We start from the raw sequence: 22,956 nt of genomic DNA on the forward strand, positions 1-22,956 counted from the left end.
GCGGCAAACGCTCTGAAGTGGCAATCTGCTGAGCAGCAGATACGCAACGTAGAAAAAGATGCACGCAGCCGGAGGTGCACGTCCCGTGGCGTCCAACGTCAATCCCACTGTCAGACGACGCCGGTTGGGCCAGGAGCTGCGCAGGCTCCGCGAGCTCAAGGGCATGACCGCCGAGGAGGTCGCCGAGCGCCTGCTGGTGTCCCAGTCGAAGATCAGCCGCCTGGAGAACGGGCGGCGCAGCATCAGCCAGCGCGACGTACGCGACCTGTGCGGGGTGTACGAGGTCGAGGACCACCGGATCGTCGACTCGCTGATGCAGATGGCCAAGGACTCGCGTCAGCAGGGCTGGTGGCACTCGTTCGGCGACATCCCCTACAGCGTCTACATCGGCCTGGAGACGGACGCGGCGAGCCTGCGCGTCTACGATCCGCAGGTCGTGCCCGGTCTGTTGCAGACGCGCGGCTACGCGGAGTCCCTCATCAGCGGCGCGCTGCCGGAGACGACCCCGCAGGACATCGAGAAGCGCGTGCAGGTCCGGATGCGCCGGCAGGAGCGCATCCAGGCGCCGGACAATCCACTGCGGCTGTGGACGGTGCTCGACGAGGCGGCGCTGCGCCGGGTCGTCGGCGGCCGGAACATCATGCGCGAGCAGTTGGAGCACCTGGTCGAGCAGTCGCAGTTGCCGCATGTGACGGTGCAGGTGATCCCGTTCGACATGGGCGCGCATCCGGGGCTCAACGGGCAGTACGCGATCCTGGAGTTCCCCGACGCGGCGGACTCCAGCGTGGTCTACATCGAGGGCGTCACCAGCGACCTTTATCTGGAGAAGGCCAACGATGTCCAGAAGTACAGCGTCATGTACGAGCATCTGCGGGCACAGGCGCTGAACGTGGAGCAATCCCGGCAGTTCATCTCGGAGATCGCGAAGGAGTACGCGCGCTGAGGGCGCTTTCCGACCCCTCCGCGACGATCTCCGGAAGGCCGGATTCCTCTGCGTGACCGCCGGATTTCATGCCTCCGAGGCAAGGGCGCCGCACGGTACACCTATCCCTCGGAGGAATGGAAGACTCCCATGGAATATGCCATCCGGTCGGGTGAATGCCCGCTTCACGTACTCGGGTTGGCGAGTAGCGTCGATCACGCCATCAAGACAACATCGTTGGCGAGAACCGCTCTGGACCTCCGGGCGGGGATGCAATTCGACCACTGGCTAAAAAGCGGAGCAATCATGGCAATTCAGCAGGGCGCCACGGAATCCTGGGTCAAGTCCTCCTATTCCACGGGGAACGGCGCGTGCGTCGAGGTCCGGTCTCCCGAGCTGTGCGCGATCGCGGTGCGGGACTCGAAGGTCGAGCAGGGGCCGTCGATCGATTTCGGCCCCGAGACCTGGACCGCGTTCGTGCGGAAGGTGCGCACGGGTTCGTTGTAGAGGACGAGGAACGGCACAACAACCACACATGCACAACCAGCACCACCAGCACCACCTGTGTCACACGCATCAGGCACCACCGTGGGAGCCCTCTCGACTGGCCCGCCGTCCCGGCCGAGGGGGCTCGGCTTGTGCCCGGCAAACCTTCGCTCCCGCAATCCCCGAATCCGCGACCGCCGTGACCGCAGCCGCTATCGCAGTTGATCGACGTAGCGGTCGGTGCCCGGCACGGTCGGCACGAAGGGCGCCATCAGCTCCACCCGCGCCCCGAGCCCGGCCTCGGCCACCTGTTCCCCGAGCCCGGTGAACCGTTCCTGCCAGCAGTCGCGCGGATCGGCCTCCAGGAACCAGAGCAGCGTCAGCCGGGTGTCGACGCCCTCCACCTGCTTCACGTAGGTCATCCGGTCGCCGGGCAGCGGCGTGGGCCGGAAGAGGACGACCATCGCGGCCGGTGACCCGGCCAGGACCGGCGGCAGATGCCACGACCGCAGCCACTTCGCCACCTCGGGACGCCGCTCCCCGTCCGCCACGTCGACGACTTCGAGCACGAGGCCCGCGTACGGGTGGTCGAGGGCATGGAAGTCGCGCGGCCCGGCGGCCCCGTCCCGGTACACCGTCGCCTCGTGGTCCTGGAAGGCGGTGAAGACGTGGGTGCGGTCGTGATGGACGCGGCCGTCACGGTTGAGCCGCTTGTTGATCGCGACGGTCCACTTCATGTGGTCGTCGTAGCGCCCCTCGGTGATCCAGTACGTGGAGAGGTAGCACCCGGCGGTGACCGGCTCGGCGACCGCCGACTTCTCCGGGTAGCGCAGGAGTTGCAGGTCGCGCGTCGCGACCCAGCGCCGCCCCGCGTACATCCAGGGCATCGCCATCGCGCCGGCGTAGTAGTGGTCGTCCTCGTACCAGCGGTTGTACGCGCGCTCGTGCCCCGGGTGCGGTTCCACCATGGTGATCAGGGCGTGGCCCGGGCGCACCCCGTAGGGGCCGAGGGCCGCCAGCTCCGCGTACGTCTCGCTCCGGGTGCCGGAACCGGGCCGTGCGTCCATGCCACCACTCCTTCTCCCGCTCACGTGTCTTCCGTCCTCGACGTGCCGCCCATACTCTGACGCCCCGTCAGATGAATGGCCAGACTCGGGAGGCTCCTCATGGGCACGGACGAGCTGCTCGCCGGAAGGACCGTGATCGTCTCGGGGGTCGGCGCCGGGCTCGGCCACCAGGTGGCGGCGGCCGTGGTGCGGGACGGCGGTAACGCCGTGCTCGGGGCGCGCACGGAGGCCAACCTGGCGAAGACGGCGGCCGAACTGGACCCGGAGGGCGCCCGGACCGCGTACCGGGTGACGGACATCGGCGACGAGGCACAGTGCGCGGCGCTGGCGGCGCTCGCGCGGGAGCGGTTCGGCGGGGTGGACGCGGTGATCCACGTAGCCGCGTGGGACAGCTGCTTCGGCGGCCTGGAGGACGCGGACTTCGAGACGTGGCGCCGGGTCGTCGACGTGAACCTGCTCGGCACGCTGCGGATGACCCGGGCCTGCCTGCCCGCGCTCAAGGAGCACGGCGGCTCGGTCGTCTTCATCGGGACGCAGTCGGCGGTGGCGGCCCCCTCCCAGGTGCGGCAGGCGGCGTACGCGGCCTCGAAAGGGGCGCTGACCAGCGCGATGTACTCACTGGCGCGCGAACTCGGCCCGTACCGGATCCGGGTCAACACGGTGCTGCCCGGCTGGATGTGGGGCCCGCCGGTACGGACGTACGTCCAGTACACCGCGCACGCCGAAGGGGTGCCGGAGGGCGAGGTCCTGGCGAGGCTCACGGAGCGGATGGTGCTGCCGGAACTGGCCACGGACGGCGACGTGGCGGAGGCGGCGGTCTTCCTGGCATCGGACCGCGCGCGGGCGATCACGGGGCAGCAATTGCTGGTGAACGCGGGCGAGGTGATGCGCTGAGGCGCGCGGAACCGACCGAAGACACCCCTGCCTCAAGGAACTTCACCGAAATCGATCTCACCCCTCTCGTCACACGGCCGCACGGGACCCGCATCCCGTACGGCCGTTCGCGTGTGTGCGGCTACTGACGAAGTGCCCGCTCATGGTGTGGGCGGCGTCACGTTCACGACAACTCCCCGCCCAGTAACGAAAATGCAAAATCGTTCGTCTTGCTGATCTGCGTTCACGTACATGACCCACGAACCTCTTGACCGTCCACCCGAACAAGCGGTTCAATCCCGGAAGTCCCCACTCCCGCAAGGGGGCGCCCGCTGGAACGGACGTACTGACGAAGAGCCGCAACGTTCACAAGGCGGACCCCTGGAGGGGGCACATGAACAGTCTCGACTGGGCCGTGCTCATCGGCTACTTCGGCATCATGGTCGCGATCGGCATCTGGTCGCACAAACGCGTGGACAACGTCTCCGACTTCTTCACCGCCGGCGGCAAGATGCCCTGGTGGCTCTCCGGCATCTCACACCACATGTCCGGCTACAGCGCCGTGATGTTCACCGGATACGCCGGCATCGCGTACACCTACGGCGTCACGTCCTTCATCACCTGGTCGTTCCCCATCGCGCTCGGCATCGCCATCGGCGCCAACCTCTTCGCGCCGCGCATCAACCGGCTGCGCTCACGGCTCCACGTCGCCTCACCGCTCGAATACCTCAAGAACCGCTACAACCTGGGCACACAGCAGGCGCTCGCCTGGTCCGGCATGTTGCTGAAGATCGTCGACGTGGCCGCGAAGTGGGCCGCCATCGCCACCCTGCTCTCCGTCTTCACCGGCATCTCCATCAACCAGGGCATCCTGATCACCGGCGCCATCACGGCGGTCTACTGCACCATCGGCGGCCTGTGGGCGGACGCGCTGACCGAACTCGGCCAGTTCATCATCCAGTTGATCGCCGGCATCGCGATGTTCGTGGCCGTCGTCTCCAAGCTCGGCCCGTTCGGCGGGATCTTCGGCGTCTGGGACGAGCCGGAACTGGCGGGCCACGGCAAACCGCTCGTCGGCCCCTACGGCACCGTCTTCCTCCTGGCCTTCCTCTTCATCAAGCTGTTCGAGTACAACGGCGGCATGCTCAACCAGGCCCAGCGCTACATGGCCACCAACAGCCCGCGCGAAGCCACCCGCTCCGCCCGCCTCTCCGCCGTCCTCTGGCTCGTCTGGCCGGTCGTCCTCTTCTTCCCGATGTGGGTCTCACCGCTCCTCGTCAAGGCCGAGAAGCCGGACGGCTCGGACTCGTACGGCCTGATGACAGAACAACTCCTCCCCCACGGCCTCCTCGGCCTCGTCATCGTCGGCTTCTTCTCCCACACCATGGCCATGTGCTCCTCCGACGCCAACGCCATCGCGGCCGTGTTCACGCGGGACCTCGCGCCCGCGCTGTCGCGCAAGGCGAAGGAGCAGTGGGTCGGCAGCAAGGGCCTGCTCGCCGCGCGCCTCACCACGGTGATCTTCCTCGGCCTGTCGATGGCGGTGGCGACACAGGTCAACTCCCCGACCTTCAAAGACATCATCACGGTGGTCATCAAGTGGGTCGCGGGTCTCATGGGGCCGATCGCGATCCCGATGATGCTCGGGCTGCTCCGCCCCTTCCGCAAGTCCGGGCCGACAGCCGCGCTCACCAGTTGGGCGCTGGGCCTGTTCACGTTCTGGCTGGTCAACTACCCCATCAACTGGAACGTCGACGGCGGCGTCCCCCTCCAGTACCAGGTCTCCATCCCGCTCGCCGTCTCACTCGTCCTGTACGTGGTCATCGGCTACGTCAAGCCGGAGGACACGCCTGAGCGGGATGCGCTGATCGAGCGGCTGAACACGGATGCCGACGGGCCGCTCGCCGCGGGGGGCATTCCGGCGCCGACGGGGCCTGTGGATGAGGCGCGGCGGCTTTAGGGAGGGGGCGGGGTTTTGGGATACGCCGGGTTGCTTCGGTGGGCGCCGGCTGGTCGATGGGATGCCCCGGGCCCGGGCCCTGACGTGAACGCAGCGGGGCCCCTGCGCGGGTTGGTTGTACGCGGGGGGCTGCCTGCCCGGGGCGGGGTGCTTGCGGGAGCCCGCTTTGCACGGTGGCCCGGCGCCGGGGTGCCGCCTTGCCCACCCTGCCGCCCCAGGCGGCAGATTGCCCAAGGCGGGGCGGGGGCGCCCGGGGCGGGGGGGTGGATGGCAGGTTGCCCTAGACGGGGCGGGGGCGGCCCGGGTGGGGAGGGGCGGGGAGCGGCGGGTTGCCCAAGGCGGGCGGGGCGGGGGGGTGCGGGGAGCGGTGGGTCGCCCACGGCGGGGCGGGGCGCCCCGGGGTGGGGAGGCGCGGGGCACGGCAGGTTGGCCAAGGCGGGCGGGGCGGCCGGGGTGGGAAGATGCGGGGAGTGGCACGTTGCCCAGGGCGGGGCCGGGCGCCCCGGGGTGGGGGCGGTGGGCGGCGAGTTGCCTGCGGCAGCAGGGGTGTTCGGGGTGGGGGTGGTGGATGGCAGGTTGCCCAAGGCGGCGGCACCAGGCGTACCCGGCCGTGCTGTGGCCACCGTATGGGCCACCGGGGTGCACCCGCGTCGCCACGTGAGGGGACGTGTCGGGGTGCCCCCGCAGGACACCGCCGGAAACCCGCCCCGGATACGCGACCTCTGGGCGGACAGCAGGCGACCAGACCTATCCGGCCGAGGAGGTACGCCGGCGCGGCCCCGCCCCACCACACAACCGACCGCGCCCTACAGCGCCCTCGCGTGTACGTCTGGACCGGCCCCGCCCCACCATCCAACCGACCGCGCCCCACAACGCCCTCGCATACGCGCCGGGCCTCAAGCCCGGGGATACCGCGCCAGCCACCCCGGGGACGAAACGCCCGGTCCATGCAGCGCAGCGCCCTGCGTCATTTCCATCGCGAAATCATCCGCCAGAAGCAGAATCGTCGCCCGCCCCTCAAGCTCCGCCACCCACGCCGGAGGCAACGCCGTCTCCCCGTGCAGCGCCCCGAGCAACCCCCCGCACAACGCCCCGACCTCCGCCGAAGGCCCGTCGTGGTGGACGGCGAGTCCGAGCCCGTGCCGTATGTCCTCCCCGACGAGCGCGCAGTACACGGCGGCGGCGAGCGCCCCGACGGCCCCGCCGTCCGCGACCAGCTCCCCGACCCGCGAGGGACTGGGCATCCCTTGCCGCACGGCCCCCACCGCATGTTTGAGCGCCTCGACGACCGGCACATGCCCGGGCCGCGCCGCAAGCAGCACGAGAGCACGCTGCACCGCCGCGTCCAGGGACTCCCCGCGCGCGAGCGCATGCACGATCACCGCGTACGCCCCGGCCGCGAGATACGCCTCGGCGGCACCGTGCGTATGGACGGCGCATTCGACGGCCAACTGGAGCACGAGCTGCGGCTCCCACCCCACGAGGAGCCCGAACGGCGCCGACCGCGTCACGGCCTCGGGCCCGGCCGCCTCAGGGTTCTTCGGCTTGTCCAACGTCCCCATGACGTCGTTGCCGAGCCCGAGCAGACACGCCCGAGAGGCCCCGCGCCGCGAGTACAGCCACTCCTCGCGCGCGAGCCACCCGTCTTCCTTGCGGCGTTCGTCGGGCCCCCAGTCCCGCTGGGTGGCGGCCCACCGCAGGTAGGCCCGGTGCACATCGGTGGGCGGATGCCAGGCCCCGGTGTCGCGCCGCACCTGCGCCCGGATCAGCCCGTCGACGCTGAACAGCGCGAGCTGGGTCGCCGCGGTCACGGCGCCCCTGCGCCCGTACGCGGGTGCGAGCTGGGTGAGTCCGGCGGCGCCGTGCGTCTCGCGGATGGCGTCGAGGGTGAGCCCGGTGAGCGGGGCACCGAAGGCGTCGCCGAGCGCGGCGCCGAGGAGCGTGCCGCGTACCCGGCTGCGGAAGTCCTGCTGCTCGACGCGGCCCCAGACGGCCGCGGCGGCGACCGGTGCGCCCATGGGATCCCCTCCTCCGGGCAGCACTGTAATCGACCGAGCCCGACCGGGAACGTTCGCTGTAGCGACTCATGCGACCTCACCTGGTATGCGAAAAGACAGCCGTGAAATCACATGAGACAGAATTCGCCCAATTAGCGAAGGCGTACACAACAACACAGAACCATCGCCCGGAAACGCCCCCTCTACGCCCCCCTCCGCGTACAACGCTTCCCGCCCCCCGAACGTCTCCCCTATGCCTACCGCCGTTTCCCCACGTAACCCGGGAGCCCCTGTGCGCCGCACCCTGTTGACCGCTCTGGCCCTCACCACCGCCCTCACCGCCACGACCGCCGCAACCGTCACCACGGCCACAGCCACGGGAACGGCCACGGCCGCACTCGCACCCATCCCACCCCGCACCCCCCTCACCGACTTCAACCACGACGGCTACGCGGACCTCGCGCTCGGCGCGCCCGGGGGTGCCGTGGGCGGCAAGCAGGCCGCCGGGGTCATAGCCGTGGTCTACGGATCGAAGAACGGGGCGGATGTCACCCACGCGCGCGTGCTGAGCCGGGACTCCGCCAGGGTGCCGGGGACATCGACCGGCGGGGAGTACTTCGGGGAGCGGACCGCCACCGGCGACCTGGACGGGGACGGGTTCACGGACCTCGTCGTCGGGTCGGTGAACGGGTCGCACCCCGTCGTCCTGTGGGGCTCCGCGACGGGCCTGAGCGGCGCCGGGGCGGTCAGCCTGCCGGGCGGGTCCGGCCTGTTCTCGGTCGGGGACTTCAACGGGGACGGCCACCGCGACCTGGTCACCGACGACTACCCCCGCAGCGACGACCCGGACGACGACGACGCCGGGATGACCGTCTCGTACGGCCCCTTCCACCGCACGACCGGCGCCGCCACCCGCACCGACACCATCGTGACCAGCCAGACCTTCGGGCCGCAGGACTTCGTCGTCGGCGATGTGACGGGCGACGGCGCGGACGACATCGTCACGAGTCACGGGTTCGAGGAGGCGGCGTACGCGAGCAAGTTCTGGAAGGGCGGCGCGGACGGCGTCGCCCACACCTCCACCTCCCTTACCTCCAGCCTCGCGGGGGCTGTCGCCGACGTCGACGGGGACGGCTACGGCGACCTCGTCGTCCACGACATCGGTGACAACTACGAGGACATCGCCTACGAGAAGGGCACGGTCCGCGTCCTGTACGGCAGCGCCGCCGGCCCTTCCTCCACCCGTACGACGGCGATCACCCAGGAGACGAGCGGCGTCCCGGGCAGCGGCGAGAGCGGCGACCAGTTCGGGACGGACATCGCCGCCGGTGACGTGAACGGCGACGGGTTCGCGGACATCGCCGTCGGCGTCCCCGGCGAGGCGATCGGCGACGTCACCGACGCGGGCGCCGTCGTCCTCCTGAAGGGCGGCAGGGGCGGCCTGAGCGGCGCGGGCGCCCAGGCATTCCACCAGTCCACCCCCGGCATCCCCGGCGCCAGCGAGAAGGGCGACCGGTTCGGCCTCCAGGTCCTGCTGTCCGACCTCGACGGCGACAAGCACGCCGACCTCACCGCCGCCGCCCCGCTGGAGGACGGCACCTACCGCGACTCCGGCGCGACCTGGCTCCTCCGCGGCACCCCCACCGGCCTCACAACGACCGCCACCACCTCCTTCGGCCCGGCCACCCTCCACGCTCCTGTAGCCAACGCCCAGTTGGGCCGTGACCTGGGCCGCTAACCAGCCCGAACGGTCGACCGCGGGGCGTGCGCCGCCACACCCCGCGCTCCCTCGTACGGGTGGGCCGCAGTCATATGCCTGCGGCCCACCTCTGCCGTTCCTAGCTTCATCCACATGGTCAGCTCATCCCACGAAGCGATGCACCGGATCTTCCAGAAGGACCCGGGTGTCTTCGGCCGTACCTTCCGGACACTGGGGCTCTCGTTCCCGGAACCGGTCGGTGTGGCGCTCATGCCCACCGATCTGACGGAGACCGAGCCCCTGGAACGACGCGTCGACACTCTGCTGCACATGGAGACGGCCGACGGCGGCGGCTATCTGCTGGCCGTCGAGTCGCAGAGCACGAAGAGCGCGCACAAGCCGCCGAGCTGGTGCTACTACGCCTCGTATCTGCACGCCAAGTACCGGCTGCCGGTCGAGCTCGTCGTCACCTGCCAGGACGAGGCCACCGCTCGCTGGGCCTCGGGGCCCTTCAAGGTCGGCCTCGATCCCTGGCCGCTCATCACCATGCGGCCCCTCGTCCTCGGGCCGCACAACGTGCCGGTGGTGGCCACGGAGGAGGAGGTCGCCCGGGACGTCCCGCTGGCCGTCTTCTCCGCCATCACCCACGCCAAGAGTCCGGACATCGCTGACATACTGGAGAGGCTGGCTGCCGGACTGAAAGCCGTCGACGACGAGACCGCGACGGTCTTCACCGAGTTCACCGAACTGGGGCTGGGCAAGTTCCCGGCCGCCGACATCTGGAGGCGAATGATGACGCTCCCCCTTTCCTACTTCCGGTCCGAGACGTCGATGCGACTGCGGCGGGAAGGCCGGGAGGAAGGGCTTTCCGAAGGGCGCGTGCAGAAGGCCGTCGAGGATGTTCTGCGGATTCTCGAGCGGCGTGGCATCGAAGTGTCCGAACCCGTGCGGCAGCGCGTCGAGGCGTGCAGGGACCTGGGGCAGCTCGATGCCTGGTTCGATCGTGCTCTAGTCGTCAGTACCGCCGAGGAGTTGTTCGAGGGAGAGCCCGCGGGGCCCACGGCTCCATAACCGCCGATACCGCCGACCCCGCAGAACCACCCCTCACTCCCCCAGGAACACCGGGTTCGTGAACGCCGCCAGCGCCCCGGGCAGACCAGGTGTCGTCGATGCGTGGCGGACCTCCGCCCGTACGTACGCCGCGTACGACGGTGTCGTCCGCCAGGTCGCCGTGGACTCGCCGGAGGCGGGCAGCGCGGCGGAGGTGAACAGCGTGCCCTGGTCCGTCACCAGGTGGAGGGTGCAGCCGGGCGCGCCCTTCACCGACAACTGGACCGTCACCGGCGTGTCCAGGTCCACCGCGAGCCGCTCCCCGATGCCCGCGTGCGCGCCCTTGCCGCCCGTCGCCGTGAAGGTGACCTCCACGTCCTTGGACTCGGCGACGTACGAGCGCCCCGCCTTGATGCCCGCCTGGATGGCGTCCCGGGACAGGTCGTCGGCCAGGACCACGGTCTGGGGGCCGCCGATGCGGTCCGGGTCGCGGTGGGAGTCACTGTTGCCCATCGCGGGGATCCACCCCGACCGGCGCCCCGAACGGGCGTAGGACACCAGCGTGTTGTCCCAGTCACCGAGGGAGATCTCGTCGTCCGGGGTGTAGGGGCCGTTCCACACCTCCACCGCGTCCGCCTCCCCGAACCCGAACTTCCAGCCGCACCCGATGCACGTCGCGTGCGGATGCGCGGGCACGACCAGGCCGCCCGCGCGGCGGATCTCCCGCGCGTACGTCGCCCAGCGGTTGTCCCGCGCCCGGTACCGCCAGTCGATGAAGGTCTCGGGTTCGACGCCGAGCGCCAGGACGTGACCGTTGCGCGTCGTGACCTCCTCCCCGAGCATCACCAGCAGGTCGTCGCCCGCCACGTCCGCCCAGTGGGCGTGGGAGGAGTGCGTGTTGTGGTCGGACGTGTTGATGAAGTCGAGCCCCGCCGCGCGTGCGAGGGCGCCGATCTCGGCCGGGGTGCGGCGCCCGTCCGAGTACCAGGTGTGGAGGTGGCAGTCGCCGCGGTACCAGGCGCGGCCCCGCCCCCGCGCCCGTTCCGGCGGGTAGGTCCGCGCGGGCGCCTTCCCCGGCGTGCCGTACGTCAGCGTCACCGTCACCTCGTACGGCAGCCCCTCCGGCGCCACCGTGTACGGCCCGAGCACGATGTGCCAGAGACCGGCGCGTACCGGCCCGGGGATGTAGCCGGGCGTCGCGTCGTCCGCACGGATGAAGAACTCCGTGCGGGCCCCGCCCGACCAGCCGCGGAACCCCTTGCCGCCGAGCGCCGTGCCGCGTTCGTCGAAGATGCCGATGTCCAGCGCGTTGTTCTGGGTGCCGGGCGGCACCGTCGCCTTCGTGTACGTGTAGGCGACCTTGATCTCGCGTACCCCGCGCGGCACCTCCACCGGCAGGTACACGTAGTCGGGCGCGCCGGGCGGCAACGTACCCCTGAGCGTCCGAGTCGACTGCGAGCCCTCGGGCGTGCCCTCGGCGGCGCTGGCGAAGCTCATGGTGGTGAGCGTAAGGGCGCCGGCGGCCCCGGTCACGAGCAACGACCGTCTGCCCATGCCTGGCGCCTGCTGGTTCGTGTCATCGGTGCACATATCGCGGCTCCCCAAGGTGTCGGGTGTGGCAGGTGCGACCCTGGCATTGAGCCGTGAACCCCCGGGCAAGGGAAGGGGAGCGGCGGATTACGGCCGAAGCCCGCCCCCCCCCCCGCCGCTCCCGGCACGGCCATGGACTCCTCGCCATGGACTCCTCGCCATGGACTCCTCACGCCCCCGGCGCTACCAATGCCCGCATGCGGATCTCGACCACGATCTTCCTGACCGACGAGACCATCACCCCGGTCCGCCTCGCCCGCGCGCTCGAACAGCGCGGCTTCGCCGGCCTCTACCTGCCCGAGCACACGCACATCCCCGCCGAGCGCACGACCCCGTACCCGAACGGCGGCGACCTGCCGCGCGAGTACACCCGCCTGCTCGACCCGTTCGTGGCGCTGAGCCAGGCCGCCGCCGTCACGGAGCGGCTGGCGCTCGGCACCGGGGTCACGCTCGTCGCCGAGCACGATCCGATCGTCCTCGCCAAGCAGGTCGCCACGCTCGACCACCTCTCCGGCGGCCGTCTCACGCTCGGCGTCGGCTTCGGCTGGAACAGGGAGGAGGCCGCCGACCACGGGGTCGAGTGGCGTACGAGAAGGGACCTGACCCGGGACCGGATCGGCCTGATGCGCGCCCTGTGGGCCCCGGACCCGACCCCGTACACGGCCACGCACGGACGGTCCGTGCGCGCGAGCCACGCCCACCCCAAGCCGGTGCGCGGCGGCGCGCCCCGCATCCTCGTCGGCGGCGGCGCGGGCCCGATCCTGTTCGAGCACATCTGCGCGTACGCGGACGGCTGGATGCCGATCGGGGGCGCCGGTCTGAGCCGGACGCTGCCCGAGTTGCGGGCCCGGTGGGAGGCGGCGGGACGGGACCCGGCGGCGCTGGAGGTCGTCCCGTACGCGGTCGTGCCGACGCCCGGGAAGCTCGCGCACTACGTCGACCAGGGTGTGGAGGAGGTGGTGCTGCAACTGCCGGCGGGCGACGAGCGGACCGTGCTTGCGGCGCTCGACGGCCTGGACCAGTACGTGGACGACCCGGACCAGTACGTATGAGACACATGCACTCGTATGCTCGCTACATGAGTGATCCGGACGACGCCGTACGCAGCGAGGACCGACCCCAGACACAGCCGCGGGCGGACCGCCCCACCGCCAACGCGATGCGCCGCGCGCTCAAACGGGCCAGAGACGGCGTCGCCCTCGACGTCACCGAGGCCGCCGTACTGCTCCAGGCGCGCGGCGAGGACCTGGCCGACCTCACGGCGTCCGCCGCGCGGGTGCGCGACGCGGGCCTGGAGGCGGCGGGCCGACCGGGCGTGATCACGTACTCGAAGAGTGTCTTCATCCCGCTCACCCGCCTGTGCCGGGACAAGTGCCACTACTGCACGTTCGTGACGGTTCCCGGCAAGCTGCGGCGCGCCGGGCACGGAATGTTCATGTCGCCGGACGAGGTCCTCGACATCGCGCGCAAGGGCGCCGAACTCGGCTGCAAGGAAGCGCTGATCACGCTCGGCGACAAGCCGGAGGACCGGTGGCCGGAGGCGCGTGAGTGGCTGGACGCGCACGGGTACGACGACACGATCGCGTACGTGCGGGCCATATCGATCCGCATTCTGGAGGAGACGGGCCTCCTTCCGCACCTCAACCCGGGGGTGCTGTCCTGGACGGACTTCCAGCGGCTCAAGCCGGTGGCGCCGTCGATGGGCATGATGCTGGAGACGACGGCGGAACGCCTCTGGTCCGAGCCGGGGATGCCGCACTACGGCTCGCCCGACAAGGAGCCGGCGGTACGGCTGCGGGTCCTGGAGGACGCGGGCCGCTCCTCCGTCCCCTTCACCAGCGGCCTGCTGATCGGCATTGGCGAGACGTACGAGGAGCGCGCCGAATCGCTGTTCGCGCTGCGCCGCGTGGCCCGCTCGTACCACGGCATTCAAGAGCTGATCATCCAGAACTTCCGCGCCAAGCCGGACACGGCGATGCGCGGCATGCCCGACGCGGACCTCGACGACCTGGTCGCGACGGTGGCCGTGGCCCGCCACATCATGGGCCCGTCGGGCAACCTCCAGGCGCCCCCGAACCTGGTGGACGGCGAGTACGCGCGCCTCATCGGCGCCGGGATCGACGACTGGGGCGGGGTCTCCCCCGTGACGATCGACCACGTGAACCCGGAAAAGCCGTGGCCCCAGTTGGACGAACTGGCCGAGCACTCGGCGCGGGCGGGCTTCGAACTCCGCGAACGCCTCTGCGTCTACCCGGAGTTCGTGACGCGCGGCGAGCCATGGCTCGACCCGCGCCTCCTGCCGCACGTACGCGCCCTCGCCGACCCGGAGACGGGCCTGGCGATCGCGGACGCGCCCGTCGTCGGCCGCCCCTGGCAGGAACCGGACGAGCAGTTCACCGCCACCGGCCGCACGGACCTGCACCGCACCATCGACACCGAGGGCCGCACGTCGGACCGGCGCGACGACTTCGACGAGGTGTACGGCGACTGGGAGGCCCTGCGCGAACAGGCGGCGCCGGGCATGGTCCCGTCCCGCATCGAGGCGGACGTACGCGAGGCCCTCACTGTGGCGGCGTCCGATCCCACCCGCCTCACCGACGACCAGGCGTTGGCCCTGCTCCACGCGGACGGCCCGGCACTGGACGCGCTCTGCGCGGTAGCGGACGACATCCGTAAATCGATGGTCGGTGACGACGTGACGTACATCGTCACGCGGAACATCAACTTCACGAACGTCTGCTACACCGGCTGCCGCTTCTGCGCCTTCGCGCAACGCCGCACGGACGCGGACGCGTACACGCTCTCCCTGGAGCAGGTGGCGGACCGGGCGGCGCAGGCGTGGGACGTCGGCGCGGTCGAGGTCTGCATGCAGGGCGGCATCCACCCGGACCTGCCCGGCACGGCTTACTTCGACATCGCGAAGGCCGTGAAGGAACGCGTCCCCGGCATGCACGTCCACGCCTTCTCCCCGATGGAGGTCGTGAACGGGGCGTCGCGCACCGGCATGTCCATCCGCGAATGGCTGACCGCGGCCAAGGAGGCGGGCCTCGACTCGATCCCCGGCACGGCCGCCGAGATCCTCGACGACGAGGTCCGCTGGATCCTGACCAAGGGCAAACTGCCCACGGCGACGTGGATCGAGGTGATCAAGACAGCCCACTCCCTCGGCATCCGCTCCTCCTCCACGATGATGTACGGGCATGTGGACCAGCCCCGCCACTGGCTCGGCCACTTCCGCACCCTGGCCGCGATCCAGCAGGAGACGGGCGGCTTCACGGAGTTCGTGACGCTCCCCTTCATCCACACGAACGCCCCGGTGTACTTGGCGGGCATCGCGCGCCCGGGCCCGACGACCCGCGACAACAGGGCGGTCACGGCGATGGCCCGCATCCTCCTCCACCCCCACATCCCCAACATCCAGACGAGCTGGGTGAAGCTGGGCACGGAGGGCGCGGCGGAGATGCTCCGCTCCGGCGCGAACGACCTGGGCGGCACCTTGATGGAGGAGACGATCTCCCGCATGGCGGGCTCCTCCTACGGCTCCTACAAGTCGGTGCAGGACCTGGTGGCGGTGGCAGAGGCAGCGGGCCGCCCGTCGAAGCCCCGCACGACGCTGTACGGGCCCGTCCCGGAGGAGCGGGTCCGGGCCGCGGCGGCATCGGACGGACATCTGCCGGAGCTGCTGCCGGTGCTCGGGGACTGAGACCGGGACCGATCCGGGCCGGGGCCTGCTCCCCGGCCCGGCTCAGCCCGGCCAGACGATCGACTGCACCTCGCTGTACGTGTGCAGGGCGTATGAGCCCACGTCACGCCCCACCCCGCTCTTCTTGAACCCCCCGAACGGTGCCTCCATGTTCCGGCCGATCGTGTTCACGCCGACGCCGCCCGAGCGCAACCGCCGTGCGACACGGAACCCGCGCGCCACATCGCCCGTCCAGACGTAGTCGATGAGCCCGTACTCGGAGTCGTTCGCGAGGGCCACCGCCTCGTCCTCGTCGCCGTCGAAGGGGACCACCGCCACGACCGGGCCGAAGATCTCCTCCCGGACCACGCGCATGTCGGGCGTGCAGTCGGCGAGCAGCGTGGGGGCTACGTAGAAGCCCCTGCCGTCCACCTCCGGGCGCTCGCCACCGGTGACAACCCGCGCGCCCTCCTTGCGGCCCAGCTCCACGTACGCCTCCACCCGGCCCCGGTGCGCCGCCGAGATGACCGGGCCGATCACCGTTCCCTCGGCCCTTGGATCGCCGACCCGCAGCGCATGCGCGTACGCCGCCAAGCGCGTCACGAACTCCGCGTACACCCGCCGATCCACGATCGCCCGCGTCGGTGCCGTGCAGATCTGGCCGCTGTAGAAGGAGAACGTCGTGCCGATTCCGGCGACCGCCGCGTCGAGGTCCGCGTCCGCGAAGACGATCGCCGCGCCCTTTCCGCCCAGCTCCAGCAACTGGCGCTTCATCGACCGGCCGCAGACCTCGCCGATGCGTTGTCCGACCGCCGTCGAGCCCGTGAAGCTGACCATGTCCACGTCCGGGGAGTCGACAGCGGCCTCGCCGACCCCGACCCCCGTACCGCTCACCACGTTCACGACGCCGCGCGGCACTCCCGCCTCCTCCAGCGCCGCCGCCATCCGGTACACGGACAACGGGTCCTGCGGCGCCGGTTTCACCACCACCGTGTTGCCCATCGCCAGCGCCGGGGCGATCTTTCCCGCCGGGTTCGCCCACGGGTTGTTGTACGAGGTGATGCAGGTGACGACGCCCACCGGCTGGCGCACCGCCAGCGCGCCCACCACCCCCGCCCTGCCCATCGGACCGGCCTCATGGACCTGCGGCGGCAACCCCTCCTCCACCGGTTCGAGGGCGCCCCGCGCATACCGCCGGAACCGTGCCACCCCCACCCCGACCTGCATCCCCCGCGCGGTCGACGTCGTCGCCCCGCTCTCGGCCTGCGCCACGCGCGCGTGCTCCGTGAAATCCCGCTGGATGAGGTCGGCCGTGCGGTCGAGGATCGCCGCCCGTTCCTCCGGCCGCGTGCGCGACCACGTGCCGAAAGCCTCCCGCGCGGCGCGCGCGGCCTCATACACCTGTTGCCGGGATGCCTTCGGTGCCTGCCCGACGACCTCCTCGCTCGCCGGGTCGACGACCTCGTAGTACCCGTCCTCCGGCTCGATCCACTCACCCCCGATGAACAGCCGCCCAGCCGTCATCTCGTGCTCACCGTCCGCGTGTCCCGGCCCGACCTCAGCACCTTGCCGGGGACCGCGCCGCTGACCACGTCGTCGCGGATCGCCTCGACGCCGTTGACCCACACGGCGCGGACGCCGATCGCCCTGGAGTCGAGGCGCGGGCTCTCGCCGGGCAGGTCGTGGACGAGAGTCGCCTTGCCCGCGTCGATCGTCTCCGGGTCGAAGAGGACAAGATCCGCGTGCCACCCTTCCCGCACCCTCCCCCGTTCCCGCAGCCCGAACAACTGCGCGGGGTCATCCGTCAGCATCTTCACCGCCGCTTCGAGGCCCACCAGCTTCCTGCCCCGCAGGCAGTCCCCGAGGAACCGCGTCGTGTACGGCGCCCCGCACATCCGGTCCAGGTGCGCGCCCGCGTCGGAGCCGCCCAGCATCACGTCCTCGTGCTGCCAGGTCTCGGCGCGCAGCGCCCAGGAGGCGGGGTCGTTGTCGGTCGGCATCGGCCAGAGGACCGTTCGCAGCCGGTCGGCGGCGCAGATCTCGACCAGGCATGCGAAGGGTTGCTGTCCGCGTTCGGCCGCGATGTCCCGTACGACCCGCCCGGTCAGCCCGGCGTTCGACTCCGCGTACGTGTCCCCGATGACGTACCGCCCGAAGTCGGCGAGGCGCCGGAAGACCCCGGCTTCCTTGCTGTCGGCCCGGCGCAGCATCTCCGCCCGCACGTCCGGGTCCCGAAGCCTCGCGATCCGCTCGTCCACCGGCAGGCCGAGCACCTCCCCCCACCCGGGGATCAGGTTCAGCGCGCAGAACGTGCCGAGCGACATGTTCATCGGGGTCAGGATCGGCATCGTCAGGGCGACGATCTGGCCGCCCGCCTTCCGTGCCCGCTCGCTCGCCGTGAGCTGGCGGGGCACGCGCTCGGGCACGGCGGCGTCGACGGTCAGGACGTTCCAGTTCAGCGGGCGGCCCGCGACCGTGCTCATCTCCACGAGCAGATCGATCTCGGCATCGTTGAACTGGTCGAGGCACCCGGCGACGATCGCCTCGATCTGCGTCCCCTCGTGCTCCCCGACCGCTTGGCTCAGCGCGATCAGCTCGGCGGGCAGCGCGTGGCGCGAGGCGACGGGCTTGCCATCCCCGTCGGAGTGCGTGGAGGACTGGGTGGTGGAGAAGCCCCAGGCGCCCGCGTCCATGGCGTCGTGGAAGAGGTCGAGCATCGCCCGTAACTGGTCCGGCGAGGGTTGCCCTCCGATGGCGTCGGGTCCCATCACGTACCGCCGCAGCGCGCAATGCCCCACCATGAAGCCCGCGTTGACGGCGATCCGGCCCTCCAGCGCGTCCAGGTACTCCCCGAACGAGTGCCACGTCCAGGGCGCGCCCTGTTCGAGGGCGACCAGGGACATGCCCTCGACCTTCGACATCATCCGCCGCGTGTAGTCGGCGTCCTCGGGCCGGGCGGGGTGGAGCGGCGCGAGCGTGAAGCCGCAGTTGCCGCCGGCGACGGTGGTCACCCCGTGGTTCAGGGAGGGCGTCGCGTACGGGTCCCAGAACAACTGGGCGTCGTAGTGCGTGTGCGGATCGACGAACCCGGGCGCGAGCACGAGCCCCGTGGCGTCCTCCTGGCTCCGGGCCTCCTCGGTGACGGTCCCGGGTTCGGCCACGACGGCGATCCGCCCGCCCCGGATCCCGACATCGGCGACGAACGCGGGCGCCCCGGTCCCGTCGACGACAGCGGCCCCTTCGATGAGGTGATCAAGCACGCTCTTCACCAAGCCTCTCCGGCCGTACGAAGCCCCTCCGGCGATTGAGGAGCGGGGTCAAGAAGGGCCCCGACTCTCCTGTCCGGGAGGAGGAAAGCCGGGGCAGCTCAGCAACGATCAGACCCCGGCCGCCCTGAACCGCGTGGTCCGGTGGACCGGATCCGTATCGATCTTCGGTATGACGTGCTCCCCGATCAGCCGGATCGAGTTCAGCGTCTCCTCGTGCCCCATCCCGATGGGCAGCCCGAACGACAACTGATCGGCCCCGGCCTGCTCCCACCGCTTGCACTGCTGGAGCACCTCGTCCGGGTCGCCGCAGATCATCAGCTCCTCGGCGATGAGCAGTTCGATGATCTCGGCGGTGTAGTCGGGCAGGATCTCCGGCCACTGCGGGATCCCCTCCGGGCGCGGGAAGGTGTCGTGGTACCGGAAGACCAACGACTGCAGGTAGTTGAGACCGCCATGCACAGCGATCTCCACCGCCTTCTCGTGCGTCTCCGCGCAAATGGCCGTCGACGTCACCATCACGTTGTCGTTGACGAAGTCACCGACCGGCTCCGCGTCCCGGATCGCCGTCTTGTACTGATCGAGGACCCACTCCATGTCGGAGACCTTCTGCACGGAGAAGCCGAGCACGCCGAGCCCCTTGCGGGCGGCCATCGCGTACGAGGGCGGGGACCCGGCCGCGTACCACATGGCCGGGTGGGACTTCCCGTACGGCTTGGGGAAGATCTTGCGGGGCGGCAGCGACCAGTGCTTGCCCTGGAACCCCTCGTACTCGTCCTGGAGCCACATCTTCGGGAACTCGGCGATGGTCTCTTCCCAGATCTCCTTGGTCTGGTTCATGTCGGTGACGCCGGGGAGGAATCCGAGGATCTCGTGCGAGCCGGCCCCGCGCCCGCTGCCGAACTCGAAGCGGCCCTCGCTGAGGTGGTCGAGCATGGCGACTTTCTCCGCGACCTTCACCGGGTGGTTGACCTGGGCCAGCGGGTTGAAGATCCCCGAGCCCAGGTGGATGCGGTCGGTGGCGTGCGCCAGGTAGCCGAGGAAGACGTCGTTCGCCGACAGATGCGAGTACTCCTCCAGGAAGTGGTGCTCGGACGCCCAGGCGTACTTGAAGCCGGACTTGTCCGCCTGGATGACGTACTCGGTCTCGTTCATGAGCGCGCGGTGCTCGGCGGCCGGGTCGGTCAGCGCCCGCTTGCCCACGTATCCCTGTACAAAGAGGCCGAATTCCAAGGAGGTTCACCGTCCTCGCTTTTTCTGACGGTACGTCAGATCGGATGCCCCGACTGTTCCACCGGGCCCGTGGAGCGTCAATAGCTGACGCACCGTCAGCCAACGCACTGCCGAGGCGGTCAGAGCACCGACACCCCCGCCAGCCAGCCCCCGTCGATCACGAACGGCTGCCCGGTGATGTACGCCGAGTCCTCCTCCGCCGTCAGGAACAGCGCGAGCCGCGCCACCTCCTCGGGCCTCCCGGCCCGTCCGAGCGGTACGAGCTTGCGGTAGAACCGGTCCAGCGCCTCACCGGACCGCGCCACATCGGCCTCCGGATCGAGCTGGGCCGGGTTGCTCATCGCGGTGTCGATGGCGCCGGGGCAGACCGCGTTCACGCGGATCCCCTTCGGCGCCAGCTCCAGGGCCGCGACCCGCGTCAGGCCGATGATCGCGTGCTTGGTCGCGGCGTACGCGCCCACGTACGCCATCCCGGTCAGGCCCGTGTACGACGCCGTGCTGACGATCGAGCCGCCCCCGGCCGCCTCGATCTCCGGCGCCACCGTCTTGATGCCGAGGAACGCCCCGACCTGGTTGACCCGCACGACCTGCTGGAACTCGTCGAGGGGCGTCGCGGTCAGCTCGTTGAAGCGGAGGATGCCCGCGTTGTTGACCAGGCCGTCGATCGTGCCGAAGGCGTCCTTGGCGGCCGTGACGGCGGCGGTCCAGTCGGCCTCCTCGCCGACGTCCAGGTGGACGTAGGTCGCGGCGCCGGGGCCGATCTCCTTGGCGACCGTCTCGCCCTGGTCGTCGAGCACGTCGGCGACGACGACCCGGGCGCCCTCCGCCGCGAACAGCCGTGCCTCCTGCTCGCCCTGGCCGCGCGCCGCCCCGGTGACGATGACGACGCGCCCGTCGAGCTTGCCCATGGGTTCCTGCCCCTCAGTCGAGTGGTCCGTCGAGTCGCGGTACGACATCGGCCGCGAAAGCCGCCATCTGGTCGAGCAGTTCGGCGCACGTCCGGCTCCGGAAGCGGACCTGGATCTGGTCGACGCCCATGGCCGCGTACGCGCGGAGCGACTCCGCGAGCGCCTCCGGGGCGCCGGTCAGGGTGCGCCGCCCTACGTCCCAGCCGGGCACGCCCACGTACAGCGGCTCGGTGAGGGCGCCGACGGTGAGCGGTGTCTCGACGCCCGCCTCGGCGCGCAGCCGCCGCAGGGTCGCGATCTGTGCGGGGAGCCGGTCGCGCGGGTCGCCCTGCGGCAGCCAGCCGTCGCCCTTGAGCGCGGCGCGGCGCACGGCGGGCGCCGACGAGCCGCCGACCCAGACGGGGACGCGCGCCTGCGCGGGCCGGGGCCGCTGCCCGAGCCCTTCGAACGCGTACCGCTCCCCCTTGTGCACGGGGAACTCGTCCGGGCCGAGCGCCGCCCGCAGCGCGTCCACCGTCTCGTCGAGCACCGCGCCCCGGCGCGCGAAGTCGACGCCGAGCGCCTCGAACTCCTCCTGTACGTGGCCGGCCCCGACCCCGAGGATCAGGCGCCCGCCGCTGAGGTGGTCCAGGGTCGCGTAACCCTTGGCGGAGGCGAGCGGGTGGCGCAGGCCGACGAGTGCGACGTGGGTGAGCAGGCGGACCCGTTCCGTCACGCCGGCCAGGAAGGCGAGCGTGGCGACCGGGTCGTACCAGATGGTCGACATGGCCTCGGCGAGCCGGCGCGGGATGGCGACGTGCTCGCAGCAGGCGATGTAGGCGAAGCCGCCCCGGTCGGCGGCGCGGGCGATCTCCGCGAGTTCGGCGGCGCCCGCGCTCGCCTCCCACGGCTCGGCGTAGAGCGTGCTCTGCGACTGGACGGGGAGCTGCATCCCGTACGCCATGCGGCCCTCCGAAGAGGTCACCGCCGCCACAGCCCTTCCGGCGTCAGGCCCAGCAGGTCGATGGCGTTGCCCCGGACGATCCGTTCGACCGTCTTCGCGTCGAGGTGGCCCATCTGCGCCTCGCCGACCTCCCTGGACTTCGGCCAGGTGGAGTCGGAGTGCGGGTAGTCGGTCTCGTACAGGACGTTGGACAGGCCGATGGCGTCGAGGTTGCGCAGGCCGAAGGCGTCGTCGAAGAAGCAGCCGAAGACATGCTTGGCGAAGTACTCGCTCGGCGGCTTCCTGACCTTGTCGGCGACGCCGCCCCAGCCCCGGTTCTCCTCCCACACCACGTCGGCGCGTTCCAGGATGTAGGGGATCCAGCCGATCTGGCCCTCGGCGTACATGACGCGCAGGTCGGGGAAGCGTTCGAACTTGCCGCTCATCAGCCAGTCGACCATCGAGAAGCAGCAGTTGGCGAAGGTGATGGTGGAGCCGACGGCGGGGGGCGCGTCCGCCGACGTGGACGGCATCCTGCTGCTGGAGCCGATGTGCATGGCGATGACGGTGCCGGTCTCGGCGCAGGCGGCGAGGAACGGGTCCCAGGCGTCGCCGTGGATGCTCGGCAGGCCCAGGTGCGGCGGGATCTCGGAGAAGGCGACGGCCCGTACACCGCGCTCGGCGTTGCGGCGGACCTCGGCGGCGGCCAGGTCCGCGTCCCAGAGCGGGACGAGGGCGAGCGGGATCAGGCGGCCGTGCGCCTCGGGGCCGCACCACTCCTCCACCATCCAGTCGTTGTAGGCGCGGACGCACAGCAGCCCGAGGTCGCGGTCGGGCGCCTCGGTGAAGGTCTGGCCGCAGAAGCGCGGGAAGGTGGGGAAGCAGAGGGCGGACTGGACGTGGTTGACGTCCATGTCGGCGAGGCGCGAGGGGACGTCGTAGGAGCCCTTGCGCATCTGCTCGTAGGTGATGACCTCCAGCTTGATCTCGTCCCGGTCGTAGCCGACGGCGGTGTCGAGGCGGGTGAGCGGGCGGTGCAGCTCCTCGTAGACCCACCAGTCGCCGGTCGGCCCGTCGTCGCCCGGCTCGCCCATCACCGGGGCGAACCTGCCGCCCAGGAACGTCATTTCCTTCAGCGGGGCCCGTACGACGCGCGGGCCGGTGTCGCGGTACTTCTCCGGGAGGCGGTCGGACCACACGTCCGGCGGTTCGACGGTGTGGTCGTCGACGGAAATGATCAGCGGGAACTCGGCGGATATCAGGACATCGTTCGGATTTCCGGTCTCCGTGGTCTCCATGGG

At 70.8% G+C, this 22,956-nt stretch carries 17 protein-coding genes; 8 read left to right on the forward strand and 9 right to left on the reverse strand.

All coding sequences use genetic code 11. The features are described from left to right. The first annotated feature begins 85 nt into the window (after window positions 1-85). Both ABZ877_RS33240 and ABZ877_RS33245 read left to right on the forward strand, forming a co-directional pair. Window positions 86-943 (forward strand): helix-turn-helix transcriptional regulator, encoded by an 858-nt coding sequence (locus ABZ877_RS33240; protein ID WP_361079045.1) that lies wholly within the window; start codon window positions 86-88, stop codon window positions 941-943. A gap of 285 nt (window positions 944-1,228) precedes the next feature. After that, the gene (locus tag ABZ877_RS33245) at window positions 1,229-1,429 is read left to right on the forward strand and encodes a DUF397 domain-containing protein (protein ID WP_361079048.1); all 201 of its coding nucleotides are present in this window, start codon (window positions 1,229-1,231) and stop codon (window positions 1,427-1,429) included. A 191-nt stretch (window positions 1,430-1,620) separates the two neighbouring features. On the opposite strand, the gene ABZ877_RS33250 is transcribed toward ABZ877_RS33245, so the two are convergent. Next, window positions 1,621-2,475, reverse strand: a complete 855-nt coding sequence (locus ABZ877_RS33250) for a hypothetical protein (protein WP_361079051.1) — start codon at window positions 2,473-2,475, stop codon at window positions 1,621-1,623. Window positions 2,476-2,574: 99 nt separating this feature from the next. Between ABZ877_RS33250 and ABZ877_RS33255 the strand changes: the two genes are divergently transcribed. Continuing rightward, entirely contained in the window at window positions 2,575-3,369 is a 795-nt protein-coding gene (locus ABZ877_RS33255; protein ID WP_361079053.1) for an SDR family oxidoreductase, read from the forward strand. A gap of 373 nt (window positions 3,370-3,742) precedes the next feature. Next, window positions 3,743-5,308, forward strand: a complete 1,566-nt coding sequence (locus ABZ877_RS33260) for a sodium:solute symporter family protein (RefSeq protein WP_361079055.1) — start codon at window positions 3,743-3,745, stop codon at window positions 5,306-5,308. An 896-nt stretch (window positions 5,309-6,204) separates the two neighbouring features. Here ABZ877_RS33260 and ABZ877_RS33265 read toward each other — a convergent pair. Next, entirely contained in the window at window positions 6,205-7,326 is a 1,122-nt protein-coding gene (locus ABZ877_RS33265; RefSeq protein ID WP_361079058.1) for an ADP-ribosylglycohydrolase family protein, read from the reverse strand. Window positions 7,327-7,597: 271 nt separating this feature from the next. Here ABZ877_RS33265 and ABZ877_RS33270 point away from each other — a divergent pair, with 271 nt between their 5' ends. Together ABZ877_RS33270 and ABZ877_RS33275 are read left to right on the forward strand one after the other, a co-directional pair. Then, entirely contained in the window at window positions 7,598-9,043 is a 1,446-nt protein-coding gene (locus ABZ877_RS33270) for an FG-GAP and VCBS repeat-containing protein (protein WP_361079061.1), read from the forward strand. 114 nt (window positions 9,044-9,157) lie between these two features. Further along, window positions 9,158-10,075 carry a hypothetical protein gene (locus ABZ877_RS33275; RefSeq protein ID WP_361079063.1) on the forward strand — a complete coding sequence of 306 codons (918 nt, stop codon included), beginning with the start codon at window positions 9,158-9,160 and terminating at the stop codon, window positions 10,073-10,075. A 33-nt stretch (window positions 10,076-10,108) separates the two neighbouring features. On the opposite strand, the gene ABZ877_RS33280 is transcribed toward ABZ877_RS33275, so the two are convergent. Further along, entirely contained in the window at window positions 10,109-11,644 is a 1,536-nt protein-coding gene (locus ABZ877_RS33280; protein ID WP_361079066.1) for a CehA/McbA family metallohydrolase, read from the reverse strand. 197 nt (window positions 11,645-11,841) lie between these two features. Between ABZ877_RS33280 and ABZ877_RS33285 the strand changes: the two genes are divergently transcribed. Further along, window positions 11,842-12,696 carry an LLM class F420-dependent oxidoreductase gene (locus ABZ877_RS33285; protein WP_361079069.1) on the forward strand — a complete coding sequence of 285 codons (855 nt, stop codon included), beginning with the start codon at window positions 11,842-11,844 and terminating at the stop codon, window positions 12,694-12,696. Between the two features lie 26 nt (window positions 12,697-12,722). Further along, window positions 12,723-15,347, forward strand: coding sequence for a bifunctional FO biosynthesis protein CofGH (locus ABZ877_RS33290; RefSeq protein WP_361079071.1), 2,625 nt, complete (start codon window positions 12,723-12,725; stop codon window positions 15,345-15,347). Window positions 15,348-15,389: 42 nt separating this feature from the next. Here the strand turns inward: ABZ877_RS33290 and ABZ877_RS33295 are convergent, their stop codons facing one another. From ABZ877_RS33295 to ABZ877_RS33320, 6 genes are all read right to left on the reverse strand, one after another. Next, the gene (locus ABZ877_RS33295) at window positions 15,390-16,850 is read right to left on the reverse strand and encodes an aldehyde dehydrogenase family protein (protein ID WP_361079074.1); all 1,461 of its coding nucleotides are present in this window, start codon (window positions 16,848-16,850) and stop codon (window positions 15,390-15,392) included. After that, window positions 16,847-18,586: a D-aminoacylase gene (locus tag ABZ877_RS33300; RefSeq protein WP_361079077.1), complete on the reverse strand. Its 1,740-nt coding sequence runs from the start codon at window positions 18,584-18,586 to the stop codon at window positions 16,847-16,849. The genes ABZ877_RS33295 and ABZ877_RS33300 overlap by 4 nt, the downstream gene beginning before the upstream one ends. Before the next feature lie 117 nt (window positions 18,587-18,703). Next, complete coding sequence (locus tag ABZ877_RS33305) at window positions 18,704-19,825, reverse strand: LLM class flavin-dependent oxidoreductase (protein WP_361079080.1); 1,122 nt, start codon at window positions 19,823-19,825, stop codon at window positions 18,704-18,706. Window positions 19,826-19,944: 119 nt separating this feature from the next. Further along, window positions 19,945-20,733: an SDR family NAD(P)-dependent oxidoreductase gene (locus ABZ877_RS33310; RefSeq protein WP_361079083.1), complete on the reverse strand. Its 789-nt coding sequence runs from the start codon at window positions 20,731-20,733 to the stop codon at window positions 19,945-19,947. Between the two features lie 13 nt (window positions 20,734-20,746). Continuing rightward, entirely contained in the window at window positions 20,747-21,676 is a 930-nt protein-coding gene (locus tag ABZ877_RS33315) for an LLM class F420-dependent oxidoreductase (RefSeq protein ID WP_361079147.1), read from the reverse strand. A gap of 17 nt (window positions 21,677-21,693) precedes the next feature. Continuing rightward, window positions 21,694-22,953 (reverse strand): amidohydrolase family protein, encoded by a 1,260-nt coding sequence (locus ABZ877_RS33320; RefSeq protein WP_361079086.1) that lies wholly within the window; start codon window positions 22,951-22,953, stop codon window positions 21,694-21,696. Between the last annotated feature and the right edge of the window lie 3 nt (window positions 22,954-22,956).

This window comes from Streptomyces sp. NPDC046939, assembly GCF_040644575.1.
Taxonomy (GTDB): domain Bacteria; phylum Actinomycetota; class Actinomycetes; order Streptomycetales; family Streptomycetaceae; genus Streptomyces.